Source organism: Arthrobacter sp. TJ-265, assembly GCF_058269135.1.
The window spans coordinates 643,973-664,705 of the sequence record NZ_JBZCND010000001.1 but is presented as its reverse complement, the minus strand read 5'-3'; the positions used below and the strand labels follow the sequence as shown (position 1 = coordinate 664,705).

The window sequence follows — 20,733 nt, the reverse complement described above, 5'->3', positions numbered from 1 at the left end:
CCGGTAGATTGAATGCATGGCTGTGACACTGGTGTGGTTCCGCGACGACCTTCGGATCTCCGACAACCCGGCGCTCGCCAGGGCGGCGGAGCAGGGCGACGACGTCGTCGCCTGCTATGTGCTCGATGATCGCACCGACGGCATCCGCCCCCTGGGTGGCGCGTCCCGCTGGTGGCTCCACCACTCGCTCGCCTCACTGGCCGGGTCCCTCGGCGAGCTCGGAATACCGCTCGTGCTGCGGCGGGGGGCGGCGGCGGAGGTCCTGCCGCAGCTCGTCGAGGAGTCGTCGGCGCGGTCGGTCCTCTGGAACCGGCGCTACGGTCTGGTCGAACGCACCGTGGATGCGACGCTCAAGACCTCCTTGACGGACCAGGGGGTCGAGGCCGCGAGCTTCCAGGCCAACCTCATGTACGAACCGTGGGAGGTGGTGTCCGGCGCGGGCGAGGCCTACAAGGTGTTCACGCCCTTCTGGAGGGCCTGCCTCACGTTCAGGACCCCGCGCACTCCCCTGCCCGCTCCGACGTCCCTCAGGGGCCCGAAGCTGGCTTCCGACGATCTGGACGCCTGGGGACTGCTCCCGACCGCGCCGGACTGGGCGCAGGGCCTGCGGGAGACCTGGACACCGGGCGAGGCCGGCGCCCACGCCCGTCTGGACGACTTCCTCGACGGTGCCGCCCACGGCTACAAGGACAACCGCAATCTCCCCGCGGTCCAGGGCACCAGCATGCTCTCCCCCCACCTGCGCTTCGGCGAGATCAGCCCGTTCGAGGTCTGGCACGCGGCGCAGGACCACAAGGACAGCTCGACGGCGGAGGACATCCGCGTCTTCGGGTCCGAGCTCGGCTGGCGCGAATTCAGCTGGCAGCTCCTGTACTTCAATCCCGAGCTCGCCACCGTCAACTATCGTCCCGAGTTCAATGCCTTCGCGTGGGAGAGTTCCTCGCAGTCGGAGCTGGAAGCCTGGCAGCGCGGCCGCACGGGCTACCCCCTGATCGATGCCGGTATGCGCCAGATGTGGGAGATCGGCTGGATGCACAACCGGGTGCGCATGGCGACGGCGTCATTCCTCATCAAGAACCTCCTGATCGACTGGCGCGTGGGAGAACGGTGGTTCTGGGACTGCCTCGTCGATGCCGATGCGGCGAGCAACGCCGCGAGCTGGCAGTGGGTGGCCGGATCGGGGGCGGATGCCAGTCCCTACTTCCGGATCTTCAACCCGGTGCTGCAGAGCAAGAAGTTCGACCGCGAGGGGCGGTATCTTCTCCGCTTCGTCCCTGAACTCGCCGACGCCGACAACATCCACGAGCCATGGAAGGGAGCGGCACCCGGCTACCCCGAACCGGTCGTGGACCTCAAGGAGAGCCGGGAGCGGGCGTTGAGCGCCTTCAAGGCCCTCTCGCAGGGCTGAGCCCGCGTCCGGGTCCATCCCCTCCTCCGCCACCGGCGGCGCCCGCGATGCCGCGGCAGACCGAGACCCAGCAGTCCGGCCCACCCAATGGTGGGCCGGACTTGTTTCGTGTCCGTCGAAGCCGTTCCCCCTACGTGGCGGCCCACGTCCCGCCGGGCGGCGCATCATCCGGCGCGGATGACCCTCCCCCGGCCCGGCGGCCGTGAGCCCCCTGCCGCCCGCCGACCACCATCCGCGTGCTCACCATCTTGGGGTGATGCGGGTGCAGCCGCCGTGCAGGATTCTCGGGGTGTACACATGGCCCGGCCTCGGGCAGGGCCACGGTGGACTACCCGCAAGGGCAGGTCCGGTAGCCAATGCGTCCCCCCGGGGGGCCCGACCAAGGAGTAGTCAGCATGTCGAACGACAGCAGGACCTCGACCACCAACTTCGACCAATCCACCTCCCGGCGCAGCGAAGGAGCCGTCGGCGTGACCGTCCTCGCCGGCACCCTGATGATCATGATCGGCGTCTTCCACGCCTTCCAGGGCATCGTCGCACTCCTGAACGACACGTTCTACGTCGTGCTGCCCGAGTACGTCCTGGCGTTCGACATCACCACGTGGGGCTGGGTCCACCTCATCCTCGGCGTGGTCGTGGCGGTCGCCGGCGTGGCCCTGTTCCAGGGTGCGACCTGGGCCAGGACGGTCGCCGTCATCGTGGCCTGTGTCAGCATGGTCGCGAGTTTCGTGTGGATGCCCTACTACCCGCTGTGGAGCCTGACCGTCATCGCGCTCGACATCTTCGTCATCTGGGCGGCCGTCCTCCACGGCCGCGACATCGTGGCCGAGTGACAGACCGGGGCGGCTCCACGCCGAGGTCCTCGTGAAGTGGTGAGGGTCCGCCGCCTCGACCTTCGTGGACCGGCGGACCCCTCGCCGCCCCGAGCGCCCGGCAGGCCGGCCCGAATCCCAGGCGTACTCCCACGCCATCCTCCGACTCGAGAGGCGCAGTGCAGATGCATGTCACCGAGACCCGAGACCAGGAAATCGCAAGGCTGTCGGCGGAGATCGCCCGGCTGCAGTCGCAGCTCCACGCCGATCCCGTCGGGACGCCACCGCCCGCACGCGTCCGCCGGACCGGACGTGGGCGGGCGTTCCTCGCCGTGCTGCTGATCGCGCTCGGGGTGCTCCTCGCCCCGCTCGCCGTCGTCGCGGCGTGGACGAAGGCCGAAGTCACCAACACCGACCAGTTCGTCGCCACCGTGTCCCCGATCCTCGACGATCCGGCCTTCCAGTCCTACCTGGTCGATGAGATCACCGCGGCCATCAACGAGAGCGTCGACATCGAGACGATCACCTCGGACCTGTTCGACGGGATCGCCACCCTCGACCTCCCGCCGAGGGCCGCCACCGCGCTCCAGCTGCTCGAACAGCCGGCCGTGGAGGGTGCCCAGTCGCTGATCCGTTCCACGACCGAGCAGCTCATCGCCTCCGACGCCTTCGAACAGGTGTGGGACCAGGCGCTGAGGAGAAGCCACGACGGGCTGACGTCCGCCCTCAGCGGAGACACCTCCGGCGCCGTCGTGATCAGCGACGCGGGCGAGGTAGGCATCCAGCTCGGACCGATCGTCGCCGCGGTCAAGGAGCAGCTGACGGCGCAGGGCTTCTCACTGGCCGACCGCATCCCCGAGGTCGACCGCACGATCGTCGTGGCCCAGTCCGATGAGCTCGTCCAGGCCCGCTCGGCCTACCAGGCCGTCGACGTGCTCGGCTTCGTGCTCCCCTGGGTGAGCATCGCCCTGCTCGCCGCCGGCGTCCTCGTCGCACGGAGGAGGGCACGGGCGCTGATCTGGGCCGGTCTCGGTCTGGCGGTCGCGATGGCGTTCCTCGCCCTCGGCGTGGCCATCGGACGCGTCGCCACGGTCGCCGCGCTCTCACCGCAGTACATGCCGTCGGGCGCCGCCGAGGCGATCTATGCCGCCCTCGTCCCCCTGCTCTACTCGACGGCCCTCGCCGTCGGGGTGGCGGGCGTGACCACGGCCGTCGTCGCCTACCTCGCGGGGCCGTTCCGGGGCGCCGTGGCGGTGCGCCGCCTGACGGTCGACACGGCCAGGCGGGCACGCGCGGCGGCGGAGAGCAACGGAGCGACCACCGGAAGGTTCGGTGCGTTCCTCTACAGCTCGCGCCGGTACATCCGGATCGGGATCGCCGTCATCGGTGCGGCCATCGTGCTGTTCGTGAGGCCGCTGACGCCGGGGGTGACCCTCTGGACGGCGGCCGCCGCGCTGATCGCCATCCTGCTGCTCGAACTGCTGCAACGGCCGCCGGCCGTCGAGGTGGACGTGCGGGTCGAGGGCGAGCCCGTCGTCGGCGTGGCCCCGCCGGCGAGGGACACGCAGCGTGTTTGAGGAGGTCGTCTCCGTCGGGGTCCTCGTCATCGAGGTCGTCGGCGCACTGATCATGATCGTCGGCGCCGGATTCGCCCTCGTGGCCGCGGTGCCGTCGATGCGGCGAGCGGATTCCCGAGGGAAGGCGTACGAGCGGTTACGCCGGAACGTGGGCCGTGCGATCCTCCTCGGGCTGGAGATCCTCATCGTCGCCGACATCATCCGCACCATCCTCGTCGACCAGACCCCGCAGAGCGTGGCGGTGCTCGCCGGCATCGTCGCGATCCGCATAGCGCTCAGCTTCTCCCTCGAGGTGGAGATCGACGGCATCTGGCCCTGGGCGAAGTGGCGTGTCGCGGCCGCGCAGTCACAGGTCGAGCCAGGAGAATGACCGCGGCGAATGACCGCGGCGCTCGACCCGGTCTGCTGCCCGTCACCCCCTGAGATCGTCGGTGGCCTCGGGGCGACGAGGGCGGTGCTCAGAGGACGGCAGTGCTGTCGTTGCGCTGCTGGTTCCCGACGGTGACCAGGACAGCGAGGTTGCGCAGCGGTGTTTCCAGGGCCGTTTCGAGGTCTGCTGCCACGTCGGTGTGGATGAGGTGCAGCAGGTCCTGCAGGTCCGCACGGTCGTCGACGCGGACCGTGAGGAACAGATCGGGTTCGGTGGCGCTTCCCCTGAGTAACGCGTCCGCTCCGGTGACTCCGGGGAGTCGTAGCACATGGTTCTCGACGGCTTCGGCGAGGACTTTGGGCTCGCACCGTGTGTAACCGGTGCCTCCGTCGTCGGTGTGCAGCCGGAAGGTGCGGGCAGGATGCCGGCGTGGGACCTGTGCGAGTAGCCATAGCAGGGCCAGAAGTCCGACGAGCACGGCGAGGGCTGTCAGGACGAGGGGCGCCGCGTCGGCCGTGAAGGCGTCACGGAGTCCGGCCGGAACCACCGTGTCGGAGGGTCGCGCGGGAATGAATCCGGCGTTCAGGGCCCCGGTGACGGTGGCGGCGGCCCCACTGGCCAGCAGGAGCCCGGCCGCGCCGAGGAGAAGGACGAGGAGCCCGATGATGGCCAGCCAGGTCCGGTTGAGCCGTCCGGCAGTTTCCCTCATGAGTTCCTTCTTCCCTTGAATGCCGTCGTGAGTGGTGGGTGGTCCTCGGTCGGTCATCGCCGACGGGTGGCATCAGTCGTTGGTCGTGCCGACGCGCACCCTGATGACGGGTTTCGGCGTGATTCCCAGATCGTCCATCCTGGTGTCGAGGGACGCTTGGAGGCGATTGCCGAGGTCGCCTGCGTCATGCAGCGGTGTGCGCACGCTGACGTCCATCCGCTTGGCAGTGGTCGTCACCGAGCTCCGGTCGACCCCGTCCATGCGATCGACGTGCGCTGCAGCGATCTTGCTGAGCCCGCGACGGGTGAGGACCGCCTCGGAGTTGCCTGCCCGACGGCCGTCCGGCTCGTTCAGTCGAACAGTGCTGTGCCGGCCCGGCAGCAGCGCTGCCAGGAGCAGGATCAGTCCGAGCAGGGCCGCGATGATCGACGCGGTGATCACGGTCGGGCTGTTCCAGGTCAGGGAAGCAGAGGCCTCGCGCCCTGAGCGCAGGAAGTCCGGCCAGGAGCCGGTCGCGATCCGGGTGATTCCCATCCACGCTCCGGCCACCGCTGCCGAGAGCAGGACCAGTGCCGTGAGCGTCGCGGGTAGCGAGCGGCTGGACCGTCGGTGCAGCGACTGCGTTCTGCTGGGTGGGGTGGCGGGGCGGCTCATGCGAGCTCCCTTCGGCCCTGACTCTTCGTGAGGTCGGCGAGGGTGTCGATGTCGATGTCGACCTGCCGGACGTCGAGTCCGCAGATCCGTGAGACTTCCTCGCGGACCCGCTCCCGCAACAGTTCGCTGGTCTGCTTCAGCGGTGCCGGGTACGTGATGCCGACCTCGAGACGGAGGGACGCGATGAGTCCGTTGAGTTGCACGGCGGCCTTCGGCCGCGCCGTGTCGCTGTGGCGGGCACCGAGACCGAGGAAACCGCCGGAGGGTCCGCTGACGCCCGGGACGTTCGAGGCCGCGTTGCTCGCCACTTTCTCGATCGCGCGCTCAGCGATGACCAGGGTCCCCCGTGTCGACGGATCGGAACCGGTCGACGTCGGCGAGGCGGTGGAGCGCAGCGGGGAGGGGGGCGTCCGAGGGTGCCTGGCGGAGCTCTCCGTCGGTGTTCTCCCTTCGGTGATGTCGTCCATGTCGCTCACCTGCGGGTGGTGGAGCGTCCGGTCAGGGATCCGAGGTCGAGCTTGCCGTCGATGACGCGGGCGACGATCAGTCCGACGGCACCGAAGAACGCGACGACGACGAACTCGTAGAAGCCACCGAAGGCCGCAGCCCATCCCAGGACGAGGCCGGCCAGCAGTCCCATAGCTGTTGTGCTCATGATCGGTTGCCTTTCCGTACAGCGCCCTCCACGGGCGCATTCACACGAGGTCCGCTGCCCGGAGGGCGGCGGACAGGAGGGATCTGCGAGGATCCGTCGACGCCCGGCCCCGTGGCCATCACCGGCGTGGGAGCGCGGTCATGGCCCCGGACCACCGCGCGAGTGCTACTGCAGGGCTGCATGGGCCGGCTCGTCCGTATCGTGCTCTTCGTCGTCGGGGAGGTGCACGTCGGTGACGTTGATGTTGACCTCGAGGACCTCCAGGCCGGTGGCTTCCTCGACGGAGGAGATGACGTTGCGGCGGATCATCTGGCTGACCTCGACGATGGAGGCACCGTACTCGACGATGATGCTGAGATCGACAGCTGCCTGACGCTCACCCTTCTCCACCGTGACCCCGCCACTGACGTTCGTCCGTGATCCGGGAATGCGCTCGGAGATGCTGCTGAACGCGCGCCGGCTTGCACTGCCCATGGCGTATACGCCGGGGACCTCGCGAGTGGCGATGCCGGCGATCTTCTGCACGACGGTCTCGTTGATGGTGGTGTTGCCCTGGCTGGTCTGCAGCGGGCCCACCGGCCGTGCCTGCTCGGCTTCACGGGACTGCTCCGCCTGACGCTTCTGCTCCTCGCCCGTGTTGGGGACGACTGCTGCCCGACGTGCTGCGGTGCTCTGATCCTCTGTCATGTCGATCGATCCTCCTGTGTGAGGTGTTGGTGCCTTACACCCTTAAAGACACCAGCAAGCCCGAAACGTCACGTCCACAGGCCACATATTTTCCTCGATCCGGTGCGGACGACTGTTGGGCACGAAGTGCTCCCCCTATGCTGAGCAGCACGTCGACGTGCCGCAACTGCAGAGCTGCAGTGAGGTCCGGAAGGGGGCAGGTGCCATGGGACCCGAGCCTGGATGCCACCGGCCTTCCTCCCCGGCGGGATCCCCCTCGGAACTGCACGCGGGCTCCGGACCGAGCCCTGGACAGGTCCTTGAATCGGGCACTGGACCTGTGCAGGGCGCGTCTCGTACGGCCCTTGCCACCGAGGCTCCCGGGCACCCTGCAGTCCTGGCGTCGGCGGAGGCGCTGGACGACCTGGACGAGCTCACCATCGTCGCTCGAGCGCAGAACGGCGATGTCCACGCCTTCGAATGGCTGCTCTCCACCCATGAGGGCGGGGTGTTCCGGTTGGCTTTCAGGATGCTCGACGATTATGCGGAAGCCGAGGACATCGTGCAGGAGACGTTCATCGCCGCCCGGCGGGGCCTGCCGGACCTTGCAGCCCCCCAGGCGTTCACCCCCTGGCTCTACCGTGCGGCCACGAACAAATGCTTCAACAACCTCCGAAGCCGCAGACGCCACCCGGCTGCCCCTGACTCGTTCGACGACGAGCCCGTACCCGGTGGCTCCCACGGCGCTTCCGCCGTGGGAGAGGCCGAACTCAGGAATCAATGGGATGCGCGCGGAGGTGGGATCTGCCAGGACCCGGCGCTGCGCTACGAGGCGGAAGCGCAGATGCAGGCCCTTGCCTGTCTCGTGCGGGCAGTCCCGGCCGGTCCGCGGGCCTGCTGGCTACTGCGCGATGTCCATGAGTTCTCCTACACCGAGATCGCAGCGATCGTGCGACTGCCGGAGAGTACGGTTCGAGGGCGCATCGCCCGGACCAGACGGATTCTCGCAGAAGGGATGGAGCCATGGCGATGAACGAGGGGCAGCCCCGATTGGGGTGCGGACGGATCATCGACGATGTCTGGGAATCCATCGACCGACCGGCCAGCATCCACGAACGAACATGCCGGGATTGTCAGAGCGCGCGAGCCGCCCTCGAGCACCTCGAAGCGGTCACCAGGTCCATGCGCGACCGTGACCGCAGTGACCCGGCCCTGCGACCGAGCCGTCGAGTGCGGGCAGCGATCCTGATGGTCGCCCGGGCGGAGATACGGCGCAGCCGACGTGTTCCCCTTGGCACCACACCTCGGGGGACCATCGACATCAGCGAACAGGCACTCACCGGCCTGATCCGGTTTGCTGCCTCCACCCTGCCCGGCGTCCGCGCTCGCCGATGCACCATTGCCGGCACCCGGGAACCACAGACCTCACCGGCAGGGCCGCCGTCGACGGCGGCGGTCGACGGCGAGGACGTGCGGATCACGCTCACCGTCGCGCTGTCCTCCCAGGTGAGGATTCCCGCCACCGTGACTCTGCTACGCGAACGGGTCGGCACCATCGTGCAGGCGCAGACGGGGATCACCATGCAACAGATCGACATCGGTGTGGAGGATCTCTATGACGTCTGAGCAGCCCTTCCATGCGCGGGTCGTCGATCTCGACTCCATCGCCGACACGCTCGGCACCGCGCTCGGCCGGCACCCGGGCGTCGTCCGCCTGGAACCGACCATGCGCAGTGTCCTGACGCGCTGGAAAGTCGCGTCGGTCAGCCAACTCCACCGGAACGTCCGGCCCGACACCCCGCCCCCGGCAGTCGCTACCCGCGACGGGCTGGTTCTCTCCCTCACCGACGGCGTCCTGGACCTGCACGTCGAGCTGGCGACGAACATCTCGAGACCTGCGCTCGACCTGGCCCGTGAAGTGCAGGAAGTCGCCGTCGACGTCATCAGGGCGAGCGGCCTGGCCGTCGGCCACGTCGACGTCACCATCCTCGCCATCGAAGGCACGCCCGCGCCGTGACACTTTGGGCGCGGGCGCCCGGGAAAGCAAGAAGTCCGGCCCACCAGATGGTGGACCGGACTTCTTTTCCGTTGCGGGGACAGGATTTGAACCTGTGACCTCTGGGTTATGAGCCCAGCGAGCTACCGAACTGCTCCACCCCGCGGCGTGTAACTAACGTTACCGGCCGCGGGGTGGAGAAGCAAATCGGGCGGCTGCCCGGGGCGCTCGGGCTACTGTCCGGCCGCAGCCGCGCCGCGTTCCTCGGCGTCGAGCGCCCGCTGGATGGCCTGCTCCAGGCGGTCCTGGGCCTCACCATAGGCTGCGAAGTCGCCCGACTCGAGGGCGGCGTTACCGTCCTGGATCGCGCTGTTCGCGTCGGCGAGTGCTGCCCGCAGATCGGCGGCCGGGTCTCCGGTCGCGCCACCGGGGGTTCCGCCCTCGGAAGGCGTGGGTGCGGGCGACGGTGTCGCTCCCCCGTCCCCACCCTCCGCCGGAGGCGCCGCCGGGTCGTCCGGGGTCTCCCCGACGTTCTCCTCGTCGCCGGTCGTGGCCCCCGAGTTGCCGCCGAACACCTGGTCCAGTGCCTCGGCGAGGGTCGGTGCGAACCCGACGGTCTCCCCGAAGCTGACCAGGACCCGCCGCAGGACGGGGAAGGACGAGCTGCCCGAGGACTGGACGTAGACGGGCTGCACGTACGCGATCCCGCCGCCGATCGGCAGCGTCAGGAGGTTGCCGTTGATGACCTCGGACGCACCCTGCCGGAGCAGGTTGAGCTCCTGCGACACGGTCGTGTCCGAGTTGAAGAGGTTCTGGGCCTGTCCGGGACCGACCACGGAATCCTGGCCCGAGCTGTCGAGCAGGGTCAGCCTGCCGTAGTTCTCGTTCTTGACGCCGTCCTCGCCCGTGCCGGCGTCACCGTTGGCCGCGAGGAAACCGTACAGCACGTTCCGCGGCGTCTGACCCACGGGCACGTACGGGATGTACGGCGTCGTCAGCGAGAACGCCGCCTCCTCCTGGTTGGGCATCTGGAGCGTGAGGTAGAACGGCGGCTGCCGCGGGGTGGACGCCGTCGTCGTGCTGTCGGACCCCGCGCCGGGGTCCGCGGGTACGCTCCACGCCTCGCTGTTGTTGTAGAACGCGTCGGTGTCGGTGACGTGGTAGCGCGCCAGGAGCTCCCGCTGCACCTTGAAGAGGTCCTCGGGGTACCGCACGTGCGCCATGAGGTCGGCCGACATCTCGCTGTAGGGCTTCAGCGAGGTCGGGTACACGTTCTGCCACGACTTCAGGACCGGATCCTGATCGTCCCACGCGTACAGGTTCACGGAACCGTCGTACGCGTCCACGGTGGCCTTCACGGCGTTCCTGATGTAGTTGACGCGCTCCGCGGGCAGCGCCGTGGCCAGGCCCTCCGCGGTCTGCGAATCCTGCGTCGCCTGCTCCAGTTCCTGCTGCATCGAGTAGGGGAAGCTGGCACTGGTGGTGTACCCGTCGATGATCCACTTGACGCGGCCGTCCACGATCGCGGGGTAGCTGTTGCCGTCGAGCGTCAGATACGGAGCGACCTTGCGCACACGGTCCACGGGATCGCGATCATAGAGGATCTGCGAATCGCCGTTGACCTGGTCGGACAGCAGCAGGTCCGTGGACTGGAACTTGAGGGCGTAGACGAGGCGGTTGAAGGCGTTGCCGACGTTGGGGCCGCCCTCTCCGCTGAAGGTCGTCCGGGACTCGTTGTCGGAGTTCTCGTTCTGCGGCCGGTCGATCTCGGCGGGGGCCTGGCCCTCCGGCGCTCCGACGACCGAGTACTCGGGGGATTCCTCGCCGAAGTAGATGCGCGGCTCATAGGTGGACTCGTCGCCCAGCACACCGGTCGAGGGGATGCCGGACTGCAGGAAGGACGGGCGGCCGTCGGGCTCCACGGTCGAGCCGGCTGCGGCGACCACACCGTAGCCGTGCGTGTAGAAGACGTGCTCGTTGACCCAGCCGTCCGGCACACCGTTGGTGTCCAACTCGCGCACCGCGATCACGGTGTCCTGTACTTCGCCGTCGATCTCGTACCGGTCGACGTTGAGGGTCTGCGGGAACTGGTAGTACTGACGGAACTGCTGGAGCTGACTGAAGGCATCAGAGACCAGATTCGGGTCGAGCAGGCGGATGTTCGCGGTGGTTTCCCCGTCCTCGCCCAGCGCGCCCGCGGCCGGGATCGACTCCGGTGAGTACGCCTCGACCTCCACCTGGTCGAGCCCGTAGGCCTCACGCGTGAGCTGGATGTTCCGTTCGATGAACTCGTCCTCGAGGCTGAGCTCGGAGGGACGCACCTGGAAGCGCTGCACGACCGCCGGGTACACGCCGCCGGCGAGCAGCGCCGTGATGATGAGCATCGCGGTCCCGATCAGCGGCAGCCGCCAGCGGCCGACGAACGCGGAGGCCACGAACAGGGCGGCGACGATGATCGCAGCCACCGCGAGGATGGCCTTCGTGGGGATGACGGCATTGACGTCCGTGTACAGCGCGCCGGCCCAGGTGCCCTGGTTCAGCAGGGTGTCGTAGCGGTCGAGCCAGTAGTTGACGCCCTGCAGCACCAGGAAGAGGGCGGCGACGACGGCGATCTGCACGCGGGCCGCCTTGGTCGTGAACAGGCCCTTCTCCTCGAGGCGGATGCCGCCGTAGAGGTAGTGCGTGAGGATCGTCGCGATGGCGCTGATGATGACCACGCTGATCAGGAACCCCGTCACGAAGTTCAGGAACGGCAGCGTGAACATGTAGAAGGCGTAGTCCAGATCGAACTCCGGGTCCTGACGGTTGAACGGTTCCTGGTTGATGAACAGCAGGACCTGCTGCCACTGTGAGGAGGCGGCCGTGCCCGCGAAGGCTCCGAGGACCACGGGGATACCGAGCATCAGCAGGCGGCGGATCGGTTCGAGCTGCGCCTGGTACCTGTTGAGATTGTCCTGGATGGCACTGTCCGGCGCGTAGATGGGCCTGTTGCGGAACGCGATGCGCAGGCTGAAGTACACGGCCGCCGCCATGACGAGGAACGCGACGACGAAGAGGACGATGCGCGTCAGGTTCTCCGTCACGAAGACCTCGAGGAACCCGAGCTGGTTGTACCAGAGCACGTCAGCATAGACCTGGGACAGGTAGACGAAGGCGATGACGATCACCGCCACGACGATGATCGTCGGTATCAGCGGACTGCGGCGCCTGCTGGTGGTTCCACGTGCTGGGCTCGGGCTACTGCCGAACGGACGGTCTGGTCCGGATGTCACATCTACCTCATCGTTAGCTGCTGCGGGTCACGCCGACCGGTCCTGCGCACCGCTCCCCGCCCGGGCGGGGGCAGAGGAGAGCGCACAGTCAGGCCCTTCGTGATTTCATTCTGCCCTGTTCACGCTTGGCCCGACCAATTAGGTTCCCGCCCCGCCTCGAGGGCGTCGGGATCGTCACCGAACCGTGTCGTGCGGTGGCCGGGCGACGGCTGCACCGTTTCGCGGAGCGTCAGCAGGCGGGCACGTCGGACGCATCGCCGCCGGCACCCAACGTCTCGACGGCGTCGACGGCGTCGCCGAGCGTCTCGACCTTCACGACCGTCAGGCCCTCAGGGATGTTGCCGATGACCTCGTCGCAGTTGTCGGCGGGTGCCAGGAAGAAGTCCGCCCCACCGGCTCGGGCCCCGACGAGCTTCTGGGCGATCCCACCGATCGGCCCGACGACGCCGCCGGAGTCGATCGTGCCGGTGCCCGCGAAGTGCCTGCCGCCCGTGAGGTCGCCCTCCGTCAGGTTGTCGACGATTCCGAGGGCGAACATGGTGCCGGCCGAGGGACCACCCACGTTGTCGAGCTGGATGGACACGTCGAAGGGGAAATCGAAGGTGGAGGCGAGCAGGACACCCAGCTGGAACTCCCCCTCGGCCGATTCCTTCGGCGTGACTGCGACCTCCATCTCCGCACCGTCCCGGACGATCCCCAGGGTGGCGGCAGCGCCGCCCGCCTGGGCCAGCACACTGCGGAGGGTCTCGATGTTCTCGATCCCGCGCCCGTCGATGGTGCGCAGGATGTCCCCGACCTCCAGGATGCCCTCCGACGCGGAATCATCCGCCAGCCCCGCGACGGACAGCTCCTCGGTGAACTCGATCCCCTCGTGGGAGAGGGCCGCGGCGATCGCCGATTCCTGCGACGACGTCATGGCTACGGCGTTCCGCTCCTGGACGTCGGAGGAGGTCGTCCCTTCCGGGTACACCAGCTGCTCCGGCAGGACGTCCATGTCCGGATCAGCCCAGGCCCGGAAGGTGTCGAGGACGTTCACCCGGCCGTTCGGACCACCGCTGACGAGGACGGTGGTGAGATCGAGCTCGCCCTCGGGGGGGAAGCTCTCCCTCCCCTCCACCCGGATGAGCGCCTGGCCGTCGACCTCCCCGATGGTGTTGAAGGTGGGGCCGGGCGATTCGATGATGTAGGGCGACGGCAGCAGCACGGCGGTCGCGCACAGGACGACGGCGAGGCTCCCGGAGACGGCCATGGCGCGGAAGCGCGGATCCCTCGGCCGGGCGGGTCCCTCGGGGCTGTACGTCTCGAAGTGGACAGGCTGCGTCACTGTGCTTCTCTCTGTAGGCGCGTGCCGTGCGACGGCGCGATCAGCGTCTTCCGGCTTACTTAGAGTAGACGCTCAGGCCGGGGTCGATCCGGGAGGATGCCGTCCGTCCGCCGCCCCGGCCCTTCCCGGCGCCGTCGACTGCTGCCCGAACCCCGGGGTGGGCTTTGCCCTCAGCGAACGGCCGACGGCCCGAGGGACAGCGGCGATGCCGTGCCGGTAGCGTGTATCCAACAGCCGGCGGGAGCGGAAACCCCCTCCTGCCCGGATCCCCAAGCTACTCCCCAGGACCGGTGGTATCAGTGACCAACCCATCCAACCCTTCGAACGACGACGACGACACACCCCAGGATCCGCTGTCCGAAATGCTGGCAAAGATGTTCGGCGGCGGGGCCGGGGGCTTCGACCCCCAGGAGATCGCGAAGGCGGCCGGGCTCCCCTCCGATCCTGCGGCGATGGCGATGATGATGCAGCAGGTCCAGGCGATGTTCTCCGCGCCGAGCGAGGGACCCGTGAACTGGCAGATGGCCCATGAGCAGGCCCGGCGGGTGGCGGCATCGGACAACGATCCCTCGGTCACCTCGCTCCAGCGCCGGAGCGTCGACGAGTCACTGAAACTCGCCGAGCTGTGGCTCGATCCCGTGACAGAGTTCCCGAGCACCGGACAGCTCGGCCGTGCGTGGTCGCGCGCCGAATGGGTCGAGGCCACGATGGCCACCTGGCGTCGGCTCACCGAGCCCGTGGCGACGAGCATCGCCAAGGCCCTCTCCGATGCCATCACCGGGCAGCTTCCCGACGAGATGAAGTCGATGATGGGCATGATGGGCGGTCCCGCCTCGATGCTCCAGAACGTGGGCGGCGCGATGTTCGGGATGCAGCTGGGGCAGGCCGTCGGTGCGCTGTCGAAGGACGTCGTCGGGTCGACGGACATCGGTGTCCCCCTCGCCGACGGGCGGATGGCCCTCCTCCCGGCCAACGTGGCGGCGTTCGGTGCGGGACTCGACATCCCCGAGCAGGAAGTCCAGTTGTTCCTCGCGGTGCGCGAGGCGGCGCACGTCCGGCTCTTCACGCATATTCCCTGGCTCACGGGCCACCTCCTTGGCAGCATCGAGCGTTATGCCCGGGGCATCCACATCGACATGGGCAAGATCGAGGAAGCCGCCCGTGACATCGACCCCACCAACCCCGAGAGCCTCCAGGGCGCCCTGTCGCAGGGCGTCTTCATGCCGGAGAGGACCCCTGAGCAGGACGCCGCCCTCGTGCGGCTCGAGACCACCCTCGCCCTCGTGGAGGGGTGGGTGGACGAGATGACCGCCGCAGCGGCGGCGAATCTGCCGTCGGCGGGTGCCTTGCGGGAGATGCTCCGTCGCCGTCGGGCCACCGGCGGCCCGGCCGAGCACGCCTTCGCCTCGCTGGTGGGACTCGAGCTGAGGCCGCGCAGGCTGCGCGACGCCGCGGCCCTGTGGTCCCTCCTCACCGAGGAACGCGGCATCGAGGGGCGCGACGCCCTGTGGCAGCATCCCGATCTGCTGCCCACCGCTGAGGACCTCGACGATCCCGCAGGCTTCGCGGGACGACGTCGGCTGCTCGACTCCTCCGACGCCGACGTCGACGCGGCCCTCCAGCGGCTCCTGTCCGGAGGCTTCGAGGAGCCGGAGGGGGAGGAACCGGGCGAGGAAGCGCCTGACGCCTCCGGGGGCACGGCAACCGGGGACGGAACGCCCACGCCCGGTCCCGACGGCGCCTCGCCCGCCGGTCGGTCCGACGACGGGGCCGGCCACCCGTCCGACGGCGGGCCGGCGGACGGGCCCGCCGACGATCCGCAGGGTGACGGGCCCGCCCCGGACGGCGACGCCAGGCGCTGACGTCGCCGGCGGCCGCCCGGGCGGCGCCCCTGTGCGTCGACACCGGGCGGCTCGTTCCCGATGATCGGGATGACCCGGGCCCTAGAACTCCTCAGGTGTTCCCGTGAGGTTGCGGTGCGCTGCGAAGGCGGCGCCGTCGAGGAACGCCTTGGCGGTCTCGGTGCTGGGGTAGGACGTCAGCAGGTCCCAGAAGGCGGCGCTGTGCGAGGGTTCGATCAGGTGGGCCATCTCGTGCAGGATCACGTAGTCGACGACCCACTCCGGCATGCCCTGCAGCCGATGCGAGAGGCGGACGGTGCGGTGGGCGGGCGTGGCGGAGGCCCACCGGGTGTTCTGGTTGGTGACCCAGCCGATCGTGCTCGGCACTCCCCTGCCACCGAGGTACTGCCGGGCCAGGGCCTCGGCTCTCCGCTGCAGCGCGGATGTGGCTTCGTCGTCGACGGCCGGCTGTGCGAGGTACTTCGCGGACATCCGTTCCACCATGCGCTCCACCCAGTGGCGCTCCTGGCCGGGCGAGAAATGGCCCGGGATGGAGACCCGCAGCACGCCGTCGCGGATGTCCGCGCTCACCGTGCGCTTCCGCCGTGCCGACCGTCTGACCTCGACCGGAAGCCGCGCGGGGTGAGGCGGCCCGCCTGTGTCAGGCGGTGTCACTGATGATCTCCAGGACCGCTTCGCCGTACCGCTCGAGCTTCGCGGAACCGACGCCGGCGAGATCGCCGAGTTCGTCGAGGGTCTGCGGCCGCGCCTCGGCGATGGCCACGAGCGTCGCGTCCGTGAACACCACGAAGGCGGGGACGTCCTTCTCCTTCGACTCCGCGAGCCGCCAGGCGCGCAGCGCGTCGAAGGTCTCCTCCTCGTAGGTGGCCGGGCAGTCGCTGCAGCGACCGATCTTGCGCTCGGCACCCGTGAGCAGCGGCCGCTTGCACACGCGGCAGACCGCCGGCCCGGAGGACTTGCGGGTGGCCTTCGCCCGTGGCTGACGGAAGGATGCCTGGCCGGTGGTCGCGGGCCGCAGTGCATCGAGGAAGCGCGAGGGTTTCCGGGTGGCGCGTCCGCCCGCGGACCTGGACGTCGACCACGACATCGACAGGTGGATCCGGGCGCGTGTGATGCCCACGTACAGCAGCCGCCGCTCCTCGTCGATGCCTTCCTGCGTGTCCGCGAACGAGATCGGCATGAGCCCCTCGCTCAGCCCCACGAGGAAGACGGCGTCCCATTCGAGGCCCTTCGCCGAGTGGAGGGACGCGAGGGTCACACCCTGGACGGTCGGGGCGTGCTGCGCCGCGGCCCGCTCCTCGAGTTCGGCCACGAACGTCTGCAGCGTGAAGGCCTCGCCGCGGACCCTGCTGAGCTCGTCGGCGAGCCCCACGAGGGCGGCCAGCGATTCCCATTTCTCGCGGACGGCGCCGGAGTTCTGCGGGGCGACGGAGGTGTAGCCGAGGGACGCGAGGACATCGCGGACCTGCTGCGGCACGTCGTCGTCGCCCTGGGTGCGTGCCGCGGCCCGGAGCTGTAGCAGCCCGTCGCGGACCTCACGCCGCTGGAAGAACCGCTCGCCGCCGCGCAGTTGGTATCCGATGCCGGCGCTGGCGAGCGCCTGCTCGTAGGCCTCGGACTGCCCGTTCGTGCGGTAGAGGATGGCGATCTCGCTCGCCTTGACGCCCTGGCCCAGCAGGAGACCGATGCGCCGGGCGCACTCGGCCGCCTCGGCGTCGTCGTCGGTGCACTCCGTGTACACCGGCTCGGGGCCGGCAGGGCGCTGGGCGACGAGTTCGAGCGGGGCCGACCAGGTCGTCTCGCCCGCGCGTCGGTCCACCTCGGTGCCCCGCGCGGCGAGCAGCGTGTTGGCGGCGCGCACCACCTGGGGTGTGGAGCGGTAGTCGCGCACCAGCCTGACCACCTGGGCACCCTCGTAGCGCTTGGTGAAATCGAGGAGGTGGCGTGAGGTGGCGCCGGTGAAGGAGTAGATGGTCTGGCTGGCATCACCCACGACGCACAGGTCGCGACGCTCGCCGAGCCACAGATCGAGCAGGCGCTGCTGGAGCGGGGAGACGTCCTGGTATTCGTCGACCACGAACTGGCGGTACTGCGCCCGCACCGTCGCCGCCACCTTCTCGTCCTCCTCGAGGATGGCGACGGTCGTCAGCAGGACGTCCTCGAAGTCGATGAGGTTGCGGTCGATCTTCAGATCCTCGTACGCCGAGAAGATCCGGGACACCGTGATGAGGTCCATGCCCGCCGGTTCCGCCCGGCCGGCGGCGGCCCCGGCGTAGGCGTCGGGGGTGAGCATCGAGACCTTGGCCCACTCGATCTCCGCGGCGACGTCGCGGATCGCGGCGCGGTCGGTCGACAGGCGCAGCCGGCGCGCCGACTCCGCGATCAGCTGGGCCTTGTGGTCCACGAGGGCCGGCAGCGGGCCGCCGACGGCCTGCGGCCAGAAGTACTGCAGCTGCCGGAGCGCCGCCGCGTGGAAGGTCCGCGCCTGGACCCCGCCGGCCCCGAGGTCGCGGAGCCGTGTGCGCATCTCCGCCGCGGCCCGCGCGGTGAAGGTCACGGCGAGGACCTGCTGCGGCTTGTAGACGCCGGTGTGCACGCCGTACGCGATGCGGTGGGTGATGGCGCGGGTCTTGCCCGTACCTGCTCCGGCGAGCACGCACAGCGGTCCGGACAGAGTGCTGGCCACCGTCCGCTGTTCGTCGTCGAGTCCCTCGAGGATGCTGTCCTCGAGCAGTTGTCCGGACACTAGGGACGCGCCTCCGATGGCTCCTCGTCCAGCGGCCCGCCGTACCACCGCTCGATCATCGCCCGCGCGATGGAGACGCCGCCCGCCACGACGATCTTCTCGTCGCGCACCTCGGCGAAGAGTTCCTCCCGCGTGAACCACCGCAGCGACCGCACCTCCTCGCGGTCGGGTACGGCATCGGTGTTCGCGGCCCGTGCGGTGAAGCCGACCATCAGGGATGCCGGGAACGGCCAGGGCTGGGAGCCGAGGTACTCCGGGGATTCGACCCGGATCCCGGATTCCTCCCCGACCTCGCGGACGACGGCGGCCTCGAGCGACTCACCGGGTTCGACGAAACCGGCCAGCGTCGAGTAGCGGTCCTCGGGCCAGGCGACGGCGGAGCCGAGCAGGATGCGGTCGTCGTCGTCGATGATGGAGACGATGATGGCGGGGTCCGTGCGCGGGTAATGCTCGGACCCGTCCCTCGGGCACCGCCTCACCCAGCCGGCGTGGGTGGGAACCGTGGCGGCACCGCAGCGGGGGCAGTGGGTGTGGGTCGCGTGCCAGTTGGCGATCGCGGCACCCGCCACGAACAGGCCGGTATCGCGCGCGTCGAGCGACGCCGCGATCTCGCGCAGGCCGAGCCACTGGCCGAGGGGCGCGACGGCGGCGTCCTCCTCGTCGAACACGGCCAGGACGACGCGCCGCCCCGCATCGGCGAACCCCTCGTCGACGCGGCCGAGGTAGACGACCATGGCCGGGCGGGCGAGGTCCGCGGGACCGAGGAGACGGAGGGCGTTCCCGACGACGGGGGCCTTCCCGCGGGCGAGCGGCAGGACCCGTGTGTCCGCCGACGCCCACAGGTCGTCGAGGAAGTGTTCGGTGGGCCGGGCCTCGCCGTCCCGGTCCGTGGCGGCACGTGACAGTGGCAGCGATCCGAGGGGAGGGAGCACGAGGGCCCGGAGTGGATCGGTCATGGTTCTACGGTACGTTCTTGCACTCCCAAATCCCATTCACCGGAACCCCGGTGGAGGAGTAGTGCGGGGCCCGACACGAGTGGTGCATCCGGCGACTCGCCGAACAGCTGCGAGCGGCCGGAGCTGGAACGCCCTACGGTTGATCTTGTGAAACGGACACCCATGGAACTTGCAGCCATCGCCAGCGCCGCAGTACCTGGCCTCGCTCCGACCGGCGTCGCCGGCGCCCCCGACGACGCCGCGGACTTCGACGCCGCCCTGCTCGTCGACGATGCGGGGAAGCAGTGGAGGGTCCGCTCGCCCCGGCACGCGGAGGCCAGCATGCGCCTCGAGACCGAGTTGCAGGCCCTGCGTGCCTTCACCCCCGCCGTCAAGGCGGAGCTGCCGTTCCTCATCCCGCACATGGCCGGCAGCGTCCGCCAGGGTGAGCTCAGCACCTTCGTGTATTCGCACCTGGCCGGCACCACCCGATCGCTCGACGCGCTCACCGCCGGCGGGTCCGCGATGGCGGAGGAACTCGGCCGCGTGATCGCCGCGATCCACACGTTGCCGCCGGAGATGGTGCAGCGCGCGGACCTGCCCGGGTACGAGGCCGACGAGTACCGCCAGCGCAAACTGAACGAGCTGGACCAGGCCGCGACCACCGGGAGGATCCCCTCCATCCTGCTGCGCCGCTGGGAGCACGCGCTCGAGGACGTCGCCCTCTGGCGGTTCAGCCCGACCGTGGTCCATGGCGACCTCCACGAGGACCACCTCCTCATCGCCGCGGGTCGCGTCTCGGCCGTGACCGGGTGGACGGACCTGTGCGTCGGCGATCCCGCCGAGGACTTCGCCTGGCTCGCCGCGGCCGAGGACACCGCGTTCGTCGACGCCGTGTATGCGGCCTACGCGGCCGCAAGGGCCACCGCCGTCGATCCCCACCTGTCCCGCCGCGCTGCGCTCGCCGCGGAGTTCGCCCTGGCGCAGTGGCTGGTCCGAGGGATGGCCCTCGAGGACGCCGGCATGATCGACGAGGCGGAGGACATGCTCGCCACGCTCGAAGCCGACGTGGAATCGATCGAGCGCGAACAGCACGAGGCCGCGGAACGGGCACGGCACGAGCACGAGCAGCGCCTCGAGTGGGGCGACGAACTGGGCACGGACGCGGACGGCGCGCACCTCCCGTCGGGGTCCGAGGAGGCTTCCGATGATGCGCCCGAGGATGCTGGGTCGGTCACCGGCGAAGCATCGCTCCGCCCGACCAGCGGTGCAGGGGGCGTCGACACCGTCGGGGCCGGCCACCGCGGCACGCACGATCCGGCGTCCGTAGGCGGATCCCGTGCCGCGGATGACGAGCGGCCGTCGGGGCAAGCCGGGGCTCCGGCCGTGGACGGTGCCCCTGCTCCGGAGCGCACCGGCAGCCACCTCTTCGACCCGAAGGCCGAAGCCAACCGGGCGCATCTCCATGCGGCGCCGACCGAGGACGACCGGCGCCGCGACCATGGGACCCCCTCCGGATCCTCGCTGGCGCACGCCCGCCTCACGGCGGGGCGTCAGCGGCCTGTCACGACCTCGTCGAAGGTCACGGTGCTGACGGGCACCGACCCCGGAACGGGGTCCCCGGACGACGTCGCCACCTCCGCCCTGCCGATCGTCCAGGCCCGGCGCTGACCCCTCCGGCCCACCTGCCGTCCGCCGTCGCCCCGACGTCGTCCAGACGGGACAGGGGTCCCGGGGACGAGCGACG

The 20,733-nt window shown here is 69.7% G+C and carries 19 protein-coding genes and 1 tRNA gene; 9 read left to right on the top strand and 11 right to left on the bottom strand.

The window, feature by feature from the left end:
- The first annotated feature begins 16 nt into the window (after positions 1-16).
- The 4 genes from AC4D2E_RS03180 (at position 17) to AC4D2E_RS03165 (ending at position 4,167) form a co-directional block, all read left to right on the top strand.
- A complete protein-coding gene (locus AC4D2E_RS03180) occupies positions 17-1,408 on the top strand; it encodes a cryptochrome/photolyase family protein (RefSeq protein ID WP_490951623.1) in 1,392 nt (463 codons plus the stop codon).
- 395 nt (positions 1,409-1,803) lie between these two features.
- Positions 1,804-2,241, top strand: a complete 438-nt coding sequence (locus tag AC4D2E_RS03175) for a DUF7144 family membrane protein (RefSeq protein ID WP_219815682.1) — start codon at positions 1,804-1,806, stop codon at positions 2,239-2,241.
- Between the two features lie 164 nt (positions 2,242-2,405).
- Positions 2,406-3,797, top strand: a complete 1,392-nt coding sequence (locus tag AC4D2E_RS03170) for a hypothetical protein (RefSeq protein WP_490951622.1) — start codon at positions 2,406-2,408, stop codon at positions 3,795-3,797.
- Positions 3,790-4,167: a DUF1622 domain-containing protein gene (locus tag AC4D2E_RS03165; protein ID WP_258069725.1), complete on the top strand. Its 378-nt coding sequence runs from the start codon at positions 3,790-3,792 to the stop codon at positions 4,165-4,167. The genes AC4D2E_RS03170 and AC4D2E_RS03165 overlap by 8 nt, the downstream gene beginning before the upstream one ends.
- Positions 4,168-4,255: 88 nt before the next feature.
- Here AC4D2E_RS03165 and AC4D2E_RS03160 read toward each other — a convergent pair whose 3' ends face one another.
- The 5 genes from AC4D2E_RS03160 to AC4D2E_RS03140 all read right to left on the bottom strand — a co-directional run bounded on the left by AC4D2E_RS03160 (position 4,256) and on the right by AC4D2E_RS03140 (position 6,872).
- Complete coding sequence (locus tag AC4D2E_RS03160) at positions 4,256-4,876, bottom strand: hypothetical protein (protein WP_490951621.1); 621 nt, start codon at positions 4,874-4,876, stop codon at positions 4,256-4,258.
- A 72-nt stretch (positions 4,877-4,948) separates the two neighbouring features.
- Positions 4,949-5,530 (bottom strand): DUF6286 domain-containing protein, encoded by a 582-nt coding sequence (locus tag AC4D2E_RS03155; RefSeq protein WP_146067396.1) that lies wholly within the window; start codon positions 5,528-5,530, stop codon positions 4,949-4,951.
- On the bottom strand, positions 5,527-5,997 hold the full coding sequence (locus tag AC4D2E_RS03150) for an Asp23/Gls24 family envelope stress response protein (protein ID WP_490951620.1): 471 nt from the start codon (positions 5,995-5,997) through the stop codon (positions 5,527-5,529). Before AC4D2E_RS03150 ends, AC4D2E_RS03155 begins: the two co-directional genes overlap by 4 nt.
- Positions 5,998-6,002: 5 nt before the next feature.
- The gene (locus tag AC4D2E_RS03145) at positions 6,003-6,185 is read right to left on the bottom strand and encodes a hypothetical protein (RefSeq protein WP_104165952.1); all 183 of its coding nucleotides are present in this window, start codon (positions 6,183-6,185) and stop codon (positions 6,003-6,005) included.
- A gap of 165 nt (positions 6,186-6,350) precedes the next feature.
- Positions 6,351-6,872, bottom strand: a complete 522-nt coding sequence (locus tag AC4D2E_RS03140; protein ID WP_104165954.1) for an Asp23/Gls24 family envelope stress response protein — start codon at positions 6,870-6,872, stop codon at positions 6,351-6,353.
- Positions 6,873-7,191: 319 nt separating this feature from the next.
- Here AC4D2E_RS03140 and AC4D2E_RS03135 point away from each other — a divergent pair, with 319 nt between their 5' ends.
- From AC4D2E_RS03135 to AC4D2E_RS03125, 3 genes are read left to right on the top strand one after another with little or no spacing between them, the layout of a single operon-like run.
- The gene (locus tag AC4D2E_RS03135) at positions 7,192-7,884 is read left to right on the top strand and encodes an RNA polymerase sigma factor (protein WP_181033557.1); all 693 of its coding nucleotides are present in this window, start codon (positions 7,192-7,194) and stop codon (positions 7,882-7,884) included.
- Positions 7,875-8,477, top strand: a complete 603-nt coding sequence (locus tag AC4D2E_RS03130) for an Asp23/Gls24 family envelope stress response protein (RefSeq protein ID WP_104165957.1) — start codon at positions 7,875-7,877, stop codon at positions 8,475-8,477. Before AC4D2E_RS03135 ends, AC4D2E_RS03130 begins: the two co-directional genes overlap by 10 nt.
- On the top strand, positions 8,467-8,868 hold the full coding sequence (locus AC4D2E_RS03125) for a hypothetical protein (protein ID WP_104165959.1): 402 nt from the start codon (positions 8,467-8,469) through the stop codon (positions 8,866-8,868). The genes AC4D2E_RS03130 and AC4D2E_RS03125 overlap by 11 nt, the downstream gene beginning before the upstream one ends.
- Positions 8,869-8,939: 71 nt before the next feature.
- Here AC4D2E_RS03125 and AC4D2E_RS03120 read toward each other — a convergent pair.
- The 3 genes from AC4D2E_RS03120 to AC4D2E_RS03110 all read right to left on the bottom strand — a co-directional run bounded on the left by AC4D2E_RS03120 (position 8,940) and on the right by AC4D2E_RS03110 (position 13,443).
- Positions 8,940-9,013 (bottom strand) — tRNA-Met (locus AC4D2E_RS03120).
- A 67-nt stretch (positions 9,014-9,080) separates the two neighbouring features.
- Positions 9,081-12,041, bottom strand: a complete 2,961-nt coding sequence (locus AC4D2E_RS03115) for a UPF0182 family membrane protein (protein ID WP_490952313.1) — start codon at positions 12,039-12,041, stop codon at positions 9,081-9,083.
- Between the two features lie 307 nt (positions 12,042-12,348).
- Complete coding sequence (locus tag AC4D2E_RS03110) at positions 12,349-13,443, bottom strand: YlbL family protein (RefSeq protein ID WP_490951619.1); 1,095 nt, start codon at positions 13,441-13,443, stop codon at positions 12,349-12,351.
- Positions 13,444-13,805: 362 nt separating this feature from the next.
- Here AC4D2E_RS03110 and AC4D2E_RS03105 point away from each other — a divergent pair, with 362 nt between their 5' ends.
- Positions 13,806-15,305 (top strand): zinc-dependent metalloprotease, encoded by a 1,500-nt coding sequence (locus tag AC4D2E_RS03105; protein ID WP_490952312.1) that lies wholly within the window; start codon positions 13,806-13,808, stop codon positions 15,303-15,305.
- An 81-nt stretch (positions 15,306-15,386) separates the two neighbouring features.
- Here AC4D2E_RS03105 and AC4D2E_RS03100 read toward each other — a convergent pair whose 3' ends face one another.
- From AC4D2E_RS03100 to nudC, 3 genes are all read right to left on the bottom strand, one after another.
- Entirely contained in the window at positions 15,387-15,875 is a 489-nt protein-coding gene (locus tag AC4D2E_RS03100; RefSeq protein WP_490909759.1) for a M48 metallopeptidase family protein, read from the bottom strand.
- A 70-nt stretch (positions 15,876-15,945) separates the two neighbouring features.
- The gene (locus AC4D2E_RS03095) at positions 15,946-18,051 is read right to left on the bottom strand and encodes an ATP-dependent DNA helicase UvrD2 (RefSeq protein WP_490951618.1); all 2,106 of its coding nucleotides are present in this window, start codon (positions 18,049-18,051) and stop codon (positions 15,946-15,948) included.
- Positions 18,051-19,007, bottom strand: coding sequence for an NAD(+) diphosphatase (gene nudC, locus AC4D2E_RS03090; RefSeq protein WP_490951617.1), 957 nt, complete (start codon positions 19,005-19,007; stop codon positions 18,051-18,053). The genes AC4D2E_RS03095 and nudC overlap by 1 nt, the downstream gene beginning before the upstream one ends.
- 162 nt (positions 19,008-19,169) lie before the next feature.
- Between nudC and AC4D2E_RS03085 the strand changes: the two genes are divergently transcribed.
- Complete coding sequence (locus AC4D2E_RS03085; RefSeq protein WP_490951616.1) at positions 19,170-20,657, top strand: phosphotransferase; 1,488 nt, start codon at positions 19,170-19,172, stop codon at positions 20,655-20,657.
- Positions 20,658-20,733 lie beyond the last annotated feature (76 nt).